This is a genomic window from Vreelandella gomseomensis, assembly GCF_031451645.1.
Lineage (GTDB): Bacteria > Pseudomonadota > Gammaproteobacteria > Pseudomonadales > Halomonadaceae > Vreelandella > Vreelandella gomseomensis.
The window spans coordinates 412,306-424,735 of sequence record NZ_JARWAI010000001.1 but is presented as its reverse complement, the minus strand read 5'-3'; the positions used below and the strand labels follow the sequence as shown (position 1 = coordinate 424,735).

Annotated in this window: 10 protein-coding genes; 3 read left to right on the top strand and 7 right to left on the bottom strand. The window is 64.5% G+C overall.

Translation table 11 applies throughout. The features are described 5' to 3' along the window. Nucleotide 1 precedes the first annotated feature (1 nt). The 4 genes from hslV to QC815_RS01800 all read right to left on the bottom strand — a co-directional run bounded on the left by hslV (nt 2) and on the right by QC815_RS01800 (nt 5,570). Nucleotides 2-535, bottom strand: a complete 534-nt coding sequence (gene hslV, locus QC815_RS01815; RefSeq protein ID WP_230448357.1) for an ATP-dependent protease subunit HslV — start codon at nt 533-535, stop codon at nt 2-4. Nucleotides 536-670: 135 nt separating this feature from the next. Continuing rightward, nucleotides 671-1,390 (bottom strand): SPOR domain-containing protein, encoded by a 720-nt coding sequence (locus QC815_RS01810; protein ID WP_309766620.1) that lies wholly within the window; start codon nt 1,388-1,390, stop codon nt 671-673. A 3-nt stretch (nt 1,391-1,393) separates the two neighbouring features. Then, nucleotides 1,394-3,079, bottom strand: coding sequence for an arginine--tRNA ligase (gene argS / locus QC815_RS01805; RefSeq protein WP_309766618.1), 1,686 nt, complete (start codon nt 3,077-3,079; stop codon nt 1,394-1,396). A 268-nt stretch (nt 3,080-3,347) separates the two neighbouring features. Beyond that, nucleotides 3,348-5,570 (bottom strand): primosomal protein N', encoded by a 2,223-nt coding sequence (locus QC815_RS01800; RefSeq protein ID WP_309766616.1) that lies wholly within the window; start codon nt 5,568-5,570, stop codon nt 3,348-3,350. Between the two features lie 144 nt (nt 5,571-5,714). Here QC815_RS01800 and rpmE point away from each other — a divergent pair, with 144 nt between their 5' ends. Together rpmE and QC815_RS01790 are read left to right on the top strand one after the other, a co-directional pair. Continuing rightward, the gene (gene rpmE, locus QC815_RS01795) at nt 5,715-5,930 is read left to right on the top strand and encodes a 50S ribosomal protein L31 (RefSeq protein ID WP_044630499.1); all 216 of its coding nucleotides are present in this window, start codon (nt 5,715-5,717) and stop codon (nt 5,928-5,930) included. A 343-nt stretch (nt 5,931-6,273) separates the two neighbouring features. Further along, a complete protein-coding gene (locus QC815_RS01790) occupies nt 6,274-7,545 on the top strand; it encodes a malic enzyme-like NAD(P)-binding protein (protein ID WP_309766613.1) in 1,272 nt (423 codons plus the stop codon). Nucleotides 7,546-7,602: 57 nt separating this feature from the next. Here the strand turns inward: QC815_RS01790 and QC815_RS01785 are convergent, their stop codons facing one another. Continuing rightward, on the bottom strand, nt 7,603-8,424 hold the full coding sequence (locus QC815_RS01785; RefSeq protein WP_309766611.1) for an acyl-CoA thioesterase: 822 nt from the start codon (nt 8,422-8,424) through the stop codon (nt 7,603-7,605). 85 nt (nt 8,425-8,509) lie between these two features. Between QC815_RS01785 and tadA the strand changes: the two genes are divergently transcribed. Then, nucleotides 8,510-8,977, top strand: coding sequence for a tRNA adenosine(34) deaminase TadA (gene tadA / locus QC815_RS01780; protein ID WP_230448404.1), 468 nt, complete (start codon nt 8,510-8,512; stop codon nt 8,975-8,977). Here tadA and QC815_RS01775 read toward each other — a convergent pair whose 3' ends face one another. Continuing rightward, complete coding sequence (locus QC815_RS01775; RefSeq protein WP_230448363.1) at nt 8,978-10,936, bottom strand: sensor domain-containing diguanylate cyclase; 1,959 nt, start codon at nt 10,934-10,936, stop codon at nt 8,978-8,980. It lies immediately after the preceding gene. Between the two features lie 11 nt (nt 10,937-10,947). Next, complete coding sequence (mltF, locus tag QC815_RS01770) at nt 10,948-12,411, bottom strand: membrane-bound lytic murein transglycosylase MltF (protein WP_230448364.1); 1,464 nt, start codon at nt 12,409-12,411, stop codon at nt 10,948-10,950. Nucleotides 12,412-12,430 lie beyond the last annotated feature (19 nt).

Below are 12,430 nucleotides of genomic sequence, written 5' to 3'. Positions count from 1 at the left end.
CTCAACGTTCGTTGATGTTCAGCGCTTCAAGCGTGATGTGATGATTGGTGAACACGCAGATGTCACCGGCGATGGCGAGGGATTTCTCGGTAATGTCGCGGGCCCCCAGCTCGGTGTTTTCGAGCAGCGCGCGGGCGCTTGCCTGGGCATAGTTGCCGCCGGAGCCGATGGCGATGATGCCGCGTTCCGGCTCCACTACGTCGCCGTTGCCGGTAATGATCAACGAGGCGCTATGGTCGGCCACGGCGAGCAGCGCTTCCAGGCGGCGCAGGGCGCGGTCGGTGCGCCAGTCCTTGGCCAGCTCGACGGCGGCCTTGGTGAGGTGACCCTGGTATTTTTCGAGCTGGGCTTCGAAGCGCTCGAACAGGGTGAAGGCGTCGGCGGTGCCGCCGGCAAAACCAGCCAGCACCTTGCCGCGGTAAAGGCGGCGTACCTTGCTGGCATTGCCTTTCATCACGGTGTTGCCAAGCGACACCTGGCCGTCACCTGCCAGGGCGACTTCATTGCCGCGACGAACGGATACGATGGTGGTCATGGAGATAACTCCTTGGGGGAGGCGTGCTCCCGATGACGGTCGGGCCGCAGTGCGACCATTGTATAAGCAGTTCCCAACAGAATGCGGGCGGCCGATAAAAAATCAACCGCCCGCCGACTATTCAGACCGGGTTTCTCAGTTTTGCAGCTGGATCAGCAGCGGCTCGATGCCCTGGGTGGTCATTAAATCCTGGGCGCGGTTGAGTTCGCGGGTATCTTCGTAAGGGCCCACCTGCACGCGGTGCCAGGTGCTGCCGTTGGCCTGGATCTCGCTGATTTGCGCCAGCAGGCTCAGGTTGCGCAGCCGCTCGCGGAGCTGTTCGGCGTCGTCAAGCTCGCGGAAAGACGCCGCCTGGAGGACGTAGCGGGCGCCGTCGTCGCTGGCGGTTTGCTGGGCGGTGGTCACCTGTTCCTGAGGGCGCATGTTGGCGGCGATCACCTGGGCGATGGGGTCGTCGACGCTGTCATCGCCAGCCACTTCATCCGTCTCGGCCGCCGCCGGCTTTTCGACAGTCGACGCCGGGGCAGCGCCCGGCGCGATCACCTCGGTTTCGGGCAGCAGGGTATAGAACTCGAAGGTGGGCATCGAGGGTTCCGCCGACGCTTCGGTTTCCCGCGCAGCTTCGCGGGCTTCACGCTCGGCAGCGTCCGGCTCCGAGGCCGTCTGGACGGGGGCTTCCGGCGGATCCTGCCAGGGGGCGGTGCCGTGTTGGTGCTGGGCGAGAAAGAACCCTGCCGCCATGCCGGCCAGCCCCCACAGCCAGCCGGGCAGCCGAAACCCGCCGCCTGAGCGGCGGGCGGGCTTGCGCTGACTGGTGGCGCCACGCCGGGTGGGCTTTTTACGCGGGCTGGCCATGGCTTACATCTCCTCGGGCGCGCTGACGCCCATTAGATCCAGTCCGTTGCGCAATACTTGGCGGGTGGCCAGACCCAGCGCCAGCCGGGTATTGCGCAGGGTCGCGTCGTCGACCATCACCTTGACGGCGTTGTAGCAGGTGTGGAAATCGCCCGCCAGATCCAGCAGGAACTGGGCAATCTGCTGGGGCTCGCGGTTGCGGGTGGCGTTCTCGACCGCTTCCGGGTAGCGCGCCAGGCGGTTGAGCACGGCGCGCTCCTGGTCGCTGTCGAGCAGGGCCAGGTTGGCCAGCGCCAGGTCGTGATCGAAAGGCTGTCCTGCCGCTTCGGCTTTGCGCAGCATGCTGCACACCCGGGCGTGGGCGTACTGAATATAGTAGACCGGGTTGTCGTTGGACTGGGAACGCGCCAGGTCGATATCAAAGGTCAACTGCGAGTCGGCCCGGCGGGCGGCGAGGAAGAAACGCGTCGCATCGCGGCCCACTTCGTCGATCAGGTCGCGCACGGTGACATAGCTGCCGGCGCGCTTGGAAAGTTTTACCTCCACGCCGGAGCGGGTCACCATGACCATCTGGTGCAGTACATAGTCGGGCCAGCCTTCGGGGATGCCGACGTCCAGCGCCTGCAGGCCGGCGCGTACGCGGGTCACCGTCGAGTGGTGGTCGGCGCCCTGTTCGTTGATCACCGTCTTGAAGCCGCGCTGCCATTTGTTCAGGTGGTAGGCGACGTCGGGCAAAAAGTAGGTATAGCCGCCTTCACGCTTGCGCATCACGCGATCCTTGTCGTCGCCGAAGTCGGTGGTGCGCAACCACATGGCGCCGTCTTCCTCAAAGGTATGGCCGGCCGCGATAAGCCTTTCTACCGTGGCGTCCACCTTGCCGTCGGCGTACAGCGATGATTCGAGGAAGTAGACGTCGAACTCGACGCCGAAGGCTTTCAGGTCCAGGTCCTGCTCGCGGCGCAGCCAGGCCACCGCAAACGCCTGAATGGCGTCCAGGTCATCGGGGTTGGCGCTGGCCGTGACTTCACGGTCGTCGGCAGACACGGTCTCGCCCGCCATGAAGTCCTTGGCTACATCCACGATGTAGTCGCCGCGATAGCCGTCTTCCGGCCAGCTGTCATCCTCGGGGCCGAGCCCCTTGGCGCGCGCCTGTACCGAGCGCGCCAGATTGTCGATTTGCGCCCCGGCGTCGTTGTAGTAGAACTCGCGGGTCACGTCGTAACCGCTGGCGGCAAGCAGGCGGCACAGGCAGTCGCCAATCGCCGCGCCCCGGCCATGGCCGACGTGCAGGGGGCCGGTGGGGTTGGCGGAAACGAATTCCACCTGCACCTTTTCACCCTTGCCGATCAGGCTGCGCCCGAAGGCGTCGCCGCTGTCGAGCACCTGGGCGACGATCTGCGCGGCGGCGTCGGAGGCGGCGAAAAAGTTGATGAAGCCCGGGCCGGCAATCTCGGTTTTGTGGATCGCATCGCTGTCAGGCAGGGCTGCCACCAGGGCGTCGGCCAGTTCGCGGGGCTTCATGCCGGCGGGTTTGGCCAGCATCAGCGCCAGGTTGGTGGCGTAATCCCCGTGGGCCTTGTCTTTAGTGGGGTCCACCTTGATGGTGGGCTGAAGATCAGCGGGCAGCACGCCTTGGTGCTTGAGCGCAGAAACCGCGCCGTCGAGCAGTGAAGTAATCGTGTCTTTCATCTAGGTATCCGGTGTTGGCGGCGTGTGCGCATCTGTGCGAGGTGTACCAGTAAGGCGACTATTATCGGCAATTGCGCCGCAGTTTCAAAGGCGCGTTGCCAAACAAGCAGATCTGTACACGTATTGGCGCCAGGGCAGGTTTCCGCGAGGGCGCTGTGAACCCCTTCCTGGGCGCTACTTTCGCCATCCCTGGGCGAAAGACCCTCGCTTCAACCTGCCCTGGCAACAGCGTGATGTAAATCGCTGTCTTAACGTTTATTTATAAGCGCTAAGACAGGCTTTGCGGGTCGATATCGATCGACCAGCGAACCCGGCGTGCGTCGCGGTTGGCCTCGAGCCATTGCACCAGCCAGCTGGCGGCGGCATGCAGCTGGCTGCGCTTGTCGGCGGCGAGCATGACCTGCAGGTGGTAGCGGTTCTGGCGGCGTTCCATGGGCGCGGGCACCGGGCCCAGGCAGCGTGCCGGCGTGGCCGATTGGGTCAGCCACTCGCGCAGCGCCTGAGCCGCCTGCTGCGCCAGCGCAAGGGCGGCGTCTTCCTTGGGGCTTTCAATGCGCAGCAGCGCCATGAAGCAAAACGGCGGTAGCTGGGCCAGGCGTCGCTCTTCCAGCAGGTTGCGCGCCAGGGCACCGTAGCCGTGTTCGGCCAGCTGGCCAAGATGCGGGTCGTCGGGGTGCAGGGTCTGCACCAGAACGCGGCCGGGATGAGCGGCGCGCCCGGCGCGCCCCGCGACCTGCTCAAGGAGCTGCGCGCTGTGCTCCAGCGCGCGGAAGTCGGCGGCGTAGAGACCGCCGTCGGCATTGACCACCACGACCAGGGTGACGTGGGGCAGGTGGTGGCCTTTGGCCAGCATCTGGGTGCCCACCAGCAGGCAGGGCTCGCCGCGCTGAATGTCCTTGAGCATGTGCTCGAAGCTGTCTTTGCGGCGCGTGCTGTCGCGGTCGATGCGCTGCACCGTGGTCTTGGGGAACAGGCCCTGCAGGGTTTCCTCGGTGCGTTCGGTGCCGCTGCCCAGCGCGCGCAGGTCGCCGCTGCCGCAGTCCGGGCAGGCATCCGGCAGGCCGCAGCGGCTGTCACAGTGATGGCAGGCAAGCAGCGGCGGCTGGCGATGCAGGGTCATGCGGGCGTCGCACTGACCGCATTCGGCGATCCAGCCGCAGGCGTGACAGGCAAGGGTGGGCGCAAACCCCCGCCGGTTGATGAAAATCAGTACCTGTTTGCCGCCGGCCAGGGTGTTCTTGATGGCGGTGAGCGACGCCGGTAGCAGGCCGCCCTGGCGTCGCTGGTGGCGCATATCCACCAGCTCGAGCTTGGCGGGCGGATGGCGGCTGGGCCGCTGGGTCAGGCGTAAGTGCCGATACGTCCCCGTCAGTGCCTGCTGCAGGCTTTCCAGGGACGGCGTGGCGCTGCCCAGCAGCAGCGGAATCTTCTGGCGATGGGCGCGGGCCACCGCCAGGTCGCGGGCGTGGTAGCGCAGGCCGTCCTGCTGCTTGTAGGAGCCATCGTGTTCTTCGTCGACGATAATCGCCCCTGGGTTGGCCAGCGGCGTGAAGATCGCCGAGCGGGTGCCGATGATGATCAGCGCCCGGCCGCTGGCGGCAGCCTCCCAGACGTCCAGACGCTCGGGGTCGGTGAGGCCTGAGTGCAGCGCCACGACGGGCACCCGGAAGCGGTTCTTGAAGCGGGCGAGCGTCTGCGGGGTCAGGCCGATTTCCGGCACCAGGACGAGGGACTGCTTGCCCTTGGCGGCGACGGCTTCGATCAGCTGCAGGTAGACTTCGGTCTTGCCGCTGCCGGTGACGCCTTCGAGCAGGCAGGGGTGATAGTCGTCGAGCTTTTCGTGGAGCGCGGCCAGCGCCGTTGCCTGCTCGCGGTTGAGCGGCAGCGCCGGGCTTGCCAGCAAGCTGCCGCTGGGCGGCGCGGGGGCGGTGAGCGTGATGTCCTTTGCGTGGGCGAGGCCCTTTTTTTCAAGGGCCATTAGCTGGTCGCGGCTGAACCCATGGGCGCTGACCGCGCGGCCCGGCAACCCATGGGGGTGCTGCAGCAGCAGCGCGTGGAGCCCGGCCTGCTTGGGTGCGCGGGCGAGGCGTTCATCGTCGGCGGCCCCCGCCGCCCGCCAGAGCGTTTGCGTCCGGCCCGCCATGGGGTGGCCCTGGCGCAGTCGCGCGGGCATCGCCATGTGCAGCGTATCGCCCAGGCTGTGCTGGTAATAGCGGGCGGCAAACTGGCACAGCCAGCGCCAGTCCGTGGGTAGCGGTGCATCGTCGAGGGTGTCGCTGACCTGGCGTAGCTGCGCTCGCGGCAGCTCGCTGTGGTCGGTGAGCTCGATAATCACCCCGACGACCTCGCGACGACCGAACGGCACGCGAACGCGCAGGCCCGGCTGCCAGCCGCCGGTCGGCGTCTGTCGATTGGGTAGATAATCAAACAGGCGTCGCAGGGGCGACGGCAGGGCAATCTTGAGCACCTGGGCGGAAACAGCGTCGGGCAATTGGCCTCCGGCATAAGTTTTGCTAGAATACGCGGCCGCTCTGAATCTAAACGACGGAGCGATTAACCGGTTAGTCGTTTTTTTAAACCGTATGCGGTGCCTGGCACGAGATCAGGTGGCGGCATACCGCTGATGAGGCTCAAGATGAAACAAGGTATCCATCCGAATTACAACACGGTCACCGCCAATTGTTCCTGCGGTGCCAGTTTCCAGGTAGGGTCCACGTCGGGTCAGGACTTCTCTCTGGACGTTTGCTCCAACTGCCACCCTTTCTACACGGGTAAGCAGAAGCAGGCGACCACCGGTGGCCGCGTAGAGCGCTTCAACAAGCGTTTTGGCGCTGCTATCAAGCGCGGCTAATCCCCACGGATTGGTCACATCGCCGGCCCTCGGTGCCGGTGAGAAACCCACGCCACGGCGTGGGTTTTTTTATATCCGACGGGTGTATCCATCCGATCCTGCAGAAAGACTTTTATTGAAAAATATTTCCACTAATATGCTGCCATGCATCAATAAGGCAATCGTTATGGCTGGAATGATCAGGTATAAGTTTCACTAAATATATTCGAAATGTTACGAAGTCGAGGTAAAAGTCGTTAAAACGACCGTTTCCATGCGCGGTTTACCGCTTGCTTGAGCAGCCTTGCGTTTTTCTATATTCTGAGCGTACTTACCTTCCTTCCATGCAACTGGATCCGACACCATGACCGATGCAAACAAGCAGGCCGCCTTGGACTATCACGCGAAGCCGATTCCCGGAAAGCTGTCGGTGGAGTTGACCAAACCCACCGCGACCGCCCGGGATCTGGCGCTGGCGTATAGCCCGGGGGTAGCGGAGCCGGTCAGGGAAATTGCCCGTGAAGCCGAAAATGCCTATCGCTATACCGGTAAAGGCAACCTGGTCGCGGTGATTTCCGACGGCAGTGCGATCCTGGGGCTGGGAAATCTGGGCCCGCTGGCCAGCAAGCCCGTGATGGAAGGCAAGGGCGTACTGTTCAAGTGCTTTGCCGGCATCAACTCGGTGGATATCGAAGTCGATGCGGAAAGCCCGCAGGCGTTTATCGACACCGTGGCGCGCATTGCCGATACCTGGGGCGGGATCAATCTTGAGGACATCAAGGCGCCCGAGTGCTTTGAAATTGAAAAGGCGCTGATCGAGCGCTGCCGCATCCCGGTCTTCCACGACGACCAGCACGGCACGGCGATCGTCACCGCGGCGGGCATGCTCAACGCGCTGGATATTGCGGGCAAGGCGATCGGCGACGTCAAGATCGTGTGCATGGGGGCGGGGGCGGCCGCCATTGCCTGTATGCGCCTGCTGGTGTCCTGCGGGGCGAGCAAAGATAATTTGATCATGCTCGATCGTCGCGGGGTTATCCACAATGAGCGTGAGGGCATCAACGAGTATAAAGCCGAGTTTGCCCGGGATACGGCCATGCGCACCCTGGATGACGCCATCGACGGGGCCGATGTGTTCATCGGCCTGTCGGGTCCCGGGTTGCTGTCGGCGGAGCAGGTCAAGAAGATGGCGGCGGATCCGGTAATCTTTGCCTGTACCAACCCGGATCCCGAGATTCACCCGACGGTGGCTCGGGAGGCGCGCCCCGACGTGATCATGGCCACCGGACGTTCGGATTTTCCCAATCAGGTCAATAATGTCCTGGGCTTCCCGTTCATCTTCCGCGGCGCGCTGGACGTGCGGGCGACGCGCATCAACGAAACCATGAAGCTGGCCGCAGTGCATGCTCTCAAAGACCTGGCCCGCGAGCCGGTCCCCCAAGAAGTGCTGGATGCCTACGAACGCACCGACATGCAGTTCGGCCGCGACTACATCATTCCCACGCCTGTGGATGTGCGCCTGCTGGCGCGGGTTTCCTCGGCGGTGGCTCAGGCGGCGGTGGATTCGGGCGTGGCGCGCAAGCCCTATCCGGCCCACTATCCGCTGGGCACCATCAATGACGTTTACGGCGAATAGCCCGCTCCGTCAGCGACGCCAGACCCGAACGCCCGCTTGTCAGCGGGCGTTTATCATCTACTCGCCGGTTGGGTAGCGGATCAGGCCCTCCTGGGCGGTAGACGCCACCAGGCGGCCGTCGCGCCGGTAGATATGGCCCCGGGCAAGGCCGCGCGCGCCGCCTGCCCAGGGCGAGTCGATGACGTACAGCAGCCAATCGTCCAGGCGCGTATCTTCATGCAGCCATAGCGCATGGTCGAGGCTGGCGATCCGTAACGTTGGATCGGTATAGCGGATGCCGTGGGGCACCAGGCCGGTGGTGAGCAGATTGAAGTCGGAGGCATAGGAAAGCAGGTGACGATGGAGAGCTGCGTCGTCGGGTAGCTTGCCGGCCAGGCGAAACCACAGGCACTGCCCGGTGGGCAGCGCCTGATCCGGATTCTCCTTGAGGTGCAGGAATTCGATCGGGTGGCCGGGAAAGCGGGCGTGTTTGACGTCACCGCTTTCCATCAGCGCCTCGGGGGAGGGCACTGCGGGCATGTCGCGCTGGTGGGCTATGCTCGTTTCGCTGCTTTGAAAGGAGGCGCTGCAGAAAAAGATCGGCCGGCCCTTTTGAATCGCCGTGACGCGGCGGGTGGTGAAGCTGCCGCCGTCGCGGACGGTATCCACCTGGTAGACCACCGGGCGGTGCGGGTCCCCGGGGCGCAGAAAGTAGCCGTGCTGCGAGTGCGGGCGGCGCTCGTCGGGCACGGTACGGCTGGCGGCGGCCAGCGCCTGGCCCAATACCTGGCCACCGTAGAGTTGGGGAAAGCCGAGGTCCTGGCTTTGTCCGCGAAACAGGGTGTCTTCCAGGGGTTCCAGCTCAAGCAAGTTGACCAGCGTATTCAGCGCGTCTGCCATTCTCGGTATCCTATGGTCTCTTAGCAAGCGGCGCACGAGGCACCGTTCATACGATCGTTTTGTTACCTTAACGGAGTTTGCCGTGATACGCAGCGATGAATTTTATATGCACCGGGCGCTGGATCAGGCGCACCTGGCAGCGGCCATGGACGAAGTGCCGGTAGGCGCCGTCGTGGTCGACGCCGAGGGCCGGATTATCGGCGAGGCAGGCAATGCCCCGGTGTCCAGCTGCGATCCCAGTGGCCACGCGGAAATCCGTGCGCTGCGCGCGGCGGCGCTCCAACAGGGCAACTACCGGCTGGCGGACTGCACGCTGTTCGTCACGCTGGAGCCTTGCATGATGTGCGCCGGAGCGATGGTTCACGCTCGGCTGCGCCGCCTGGTATACGCGGCCGCAGAGCCGCGCACCGGTATGGTGGAATCGAAGGCCAACCTGCTGGCTCAGCCGTGGTTCAATCACGCCATCGAGGTCGAGGGCGGCGTGCTGGCGGCCGCTTCGCGCAAATGCTTGAAGGCGTTTTTTGCCGCCCGGCGAGACGCGGCGGACGGCTAGTCAGTCGTCCAGTTGGCCGGTGACGACCCGGTTGCGGCCGGCGTCCTTGGCGCGATACAACGCGTCGTCGACAGTCTGCATCAGGCGGGTCATGTCGAGTGGCCGGGCGTCACTCACGCTGACCACGCCGGCGCTCAGGGTGATGGGCTCGCCGTCGGCGTGGGCCAGGTGCGCGCCAATCAACTTAAGGCGCAGTGACTCCGCCACCGACCGCGCGGCGTCGATATCCAGACCGGGCAGCCAGGCGACGAACTCTTCGCCGCCGTAGCGGGCAAACAGGCCGCCGTGATGCGCCATCAGGGCCTCGCCCAATTCGGCCACCCGCGCCAGGTAGTCGTCGCCCACCAGATGGCCCAGCTGATCGTTGACGCGCTTGAAATGATCGATATCGAACAGCGCCAGGCTGAGCGGTCGCTTGCTTTCGTAGGCGCTGACGTGGTCGAGAAAGTGGCGGCGATTGGCGATGCCGGTCAACTCGTCATGGCGCGCCAGCCACTCGACTTCGCGTTGTAGCTGGCTGCGGGTGTGCATTTCCTGCTGTAGCGAGGCGTTGCTTTGCTGCATGGCACGGTGCTGGTCGCCCAGCCGCATGAAGGTATAGATCACCAGGTAGACCAGGTGCGCGAAGGTCAGGCCCAATACCAGGCTGAGCGTGGGCAGTCTCGGCAGCTGGCTGAGCAGGTGATCGCGCCGTGGCCGGTCGGTAAGCGTCAGCGTGCGATTGCCCAGCGTCACGAGGTGTTGATAGGTCCATGGGCCGGGATGGCTCGCCTCGCCGTGCTCGGCGAGAATCCGCTCGCCGTCGTGCCATTGAATCAAGCCATCGGGGCTGGGCAGCCGCTGGAAAAGGGTGTCGGCCAGCCTTGGCAGGCTCATCGCCATGGCCGTTGCGCCGAGCACTTCCTGGGTGTTGCTGCGCACCGGCAGGTAGTGAATCATGCCCGCGCCGCCCTGCAGCAGCTCGATGACCTCGGTGCTGCCCTCCCGCTCGCCGCGCAAGGCCGGTTCCAGTGCGGGCCGACCCTCGGGCTGAACATCGAACAGACGAACCCCCAGGGTGCTAAGGTTCAGCGGTGTAGGAGGGTACACCTGGCGCATGCTGCTGTCCGGCGCGATGAAGGCAATGTTGATCAGGTAGTCAAAGTCGCGTTTATAGCCTTTGGCCTGCTGTGCCCATTGGCGGTAGGTGGGCGGCGTCGACTGCAGTGCCCAGATGCGGGCAAAGCGGCGCATGGCATCCAGGTGGTCGCTGATCTCGCGGTTCAGCTGGGTCGTGACGGTTTGAACACGGGCTTCGGCGCGCTGATGGAGCGTGCGCTCGGTCTGGAAGTGCAGCTGTTGCCAGAGCAGCAGCGAGAGGCCGACCAGGCCAAGGGCGGTCCACAACGACAGGGCCAGGTAGCGCTTGTTGCGCCAGTTGGGACCGGCAAGCAGCAGCTGGGCCAGCAGGAGCGTCGCGTGAAGCAGCAGGGTTTGCCCGTCCGCGGCATAGTGAAGCAGCGGGGGCAGGCCCTGGCGCAGGGTGGGTTCGGCGACCTGCAGAATGATGAGCAGGCTGGCGGCAATGATCAATAGCGGCGCGCCTAGCCGCGCTCGGCAGCGCAGCAGTAGTGTGAGCGCGGTCAACTGCAGGGAAACCGTCGCGAGCAGCGGCGCTCTGAGCGTCTCGAGCGTCGCGCTCGGCCAGACACGTTCGGCCACCAACTGCCAGGTGGCGGTGGAGAGCCAGGTTTCGGGTAGCAGGTAGCTGAGCATGCCGGGGGCGAGCAGTCCTAAAGTACTCACGGCCAGCAGGCAGGCGGATATCCGCCATCCTCGCATGGCCGCCAACTGGGCGAGCCCCAGGCACCACAAAGCCAGCGTGGTGATATCCGGCGATACCACCAGCAGCGCCGTTGCCCCCAGCGTGGAGGCCGCGGTGAGGCTTGGCGCGATGCGAGGGAAAAGCGTCTGGGGCATGAGGTCTCGACTTAATCCAGCGGCGGCACAAGTTCAAACATTAGCAGCGAATCCGCGTTGATAGGCGTTTGTTCCAGTTGAAAAAACTGCTGGCGGCTGCGCTCAACGTATTCGATCATTTCGTAATAGCGGCGAATATTGCGGACATAGATGACGGGTTCGCCGCCGCGGGCATAGCCATGGCGCGTCTTGCTGTGCCATTCGCGCTGCTGCAGCAGCGGCAGGGCTTCGCGCACATCTGCCCAGCGATTGGGACTGGCACCGCGCATGTCGGCGATGTCGCGGGCATCGTAAAGGTGACCCAGGCCCACGTTGTAGGCGGCAAGCGCCATGTAGAGACGGTCGTCGCCGGTAATCTCCTCGGGCAGGCGATCCATGAGGCTGCGCAGGTATCGTGCCCCGCCGTCAATACTTTGTTCAGGGTCGCGGCGGTTGTCGACGTTCATTTCCTTGGCGGTGGGACGAGTCAGCATCATCAGTCCGCGTACGCCGGTGGGAGAAACCGCATCGGGATCCCAGTGCGACTCCTGGTAGCCAACGGCCGCCAGAAGCTTCCAGTCGAAGCCCGTGGTTTCGGCGGCCTGCTTGAAGTCGTCAGTGAAGCGGGGGAGGCGCGCGTCGAGATGGGTCAGAAAGGTGCGAGTGCCGACATATTCCAGGTAGTCGTCGTGACCGAAGTAGCGCGCGACCAGTTGATCCAGGGTGCCGCTCTGCTGAAGGTTTTCGAGAAAGCGGTTGGCCGCCTGAAGCAGGCCGAGCCCTCGCCCGCTGGGTAACGCCCAGGCCATCGACACGGGGTCGCCCAGCGTAAAGCCGCGCTCTACGTCGGGAAAGAACAGTCGGTTGATACGAAACTGGTGGTCGAAAATCACCGCGGCGTCGAGGCGGCCATTCTCCACCTGGGCCAGCAGCTCGGCGACCTCCAGCTCGCGGGACTCACGCCAGCTCAGTTCGGGGTGCTCGCGCTGCAGGGCGCGCAGGGCCTTGCTGGTGCCGGCGCCGTTCAAGGTGCCCAGCGACAGTCCGACCAGGTCGCTCGGCGCCTCGATGCCGTAGAGGCCGCGACGGTACACCACCAGCGGCTGCATATTGATGATGGGGCGGGTGTAGAGAATGCCGGGCGTATCGGGCAGAAGGGGTAGCGCGGCAGCGCCCAGGTCGCCTTTGTCGCGCACGGCGGGGAGCACGCTTCCCGCGTGGTGGCGGGCGTCGAGATTGAGGCTGACCCCCAGGCTGTCGGCGAATTGGCGCATCAGCTCGTACTCAAACCCGGTGGGGCCGTGCCGACCCTCATAATAGGTGGTGGGCGTATTGCGCGTGTGCACGGTAATGAAATCGCGCTCGCGTATCTGCCCCAGATGTTCGCCTTCCGGTATGAATGAAAAGGTCGGTATCATGACCAGCAGCGCAATGGCCGTGAGCGCAAAGTACTGGCTTGAACGAGCAATGAAATGTCGGCAAATCGGCGTCAGCATGGCGTCTTGTCGGCACGGG

Bases quoted from the DNA above. Each gene is read 5' to 3' on its own strand.
- hslV (WP_230448357.1), bottom strand. From the start codon at position 535: ATGACCACCATCGTATCCGTTCGTCGCGGCAATGAAGTCGCCCTGGCA.
- QC815_RS01810 (WP_309766620.1), bottom strand. From the start codon at position 1,390: ATGGCCAGCCCGCGTAAAAAGCCCACCCGGCGTGGCGCCACCAGTCAG.
- argS (WP_309766618.1), bottom strand. From the start codon at position 3,079: ATGAAAGACACGATTACTTCACTGCTCGACGGCGCGGTTTCTGCGCTC.
- rpmE (WP_044630499.1), top strand. From the start codon at position 5,715: ATGAAACAAGGTATCCATCCGAATTACAACACGGTCACCGCCAATTGT.
- QC815_RS01790 (WP_309766613.1), top strand. From the start codon at position 6,274: ATGACCGATGCAAACAAGCAGGCCGCCTTGGACTATCACGCGAAGCCG.
- QC815_RS01785 (WP_309766611.1), bottom strand. From the start codon at position 8,424: ATGGCAGACGCGCTGAATACGCTGGTCAACTTGCTTGAGCTGGAACCC.
- QC815_RS01775 (WP_230448363.1), bottom strand. From the start codon at position 10,936: ATGCCCCAGACGCTTTTCCCTCGCATCGCGCCAAGCCTCACCGCGGCC.
- mltF (WP_230448364.1), bottom strand. From the start codon at position 12,411: ATGCTGACGCCGATTTGCCGACATTTCATTGCTCGTTCAAGCCAGTAC.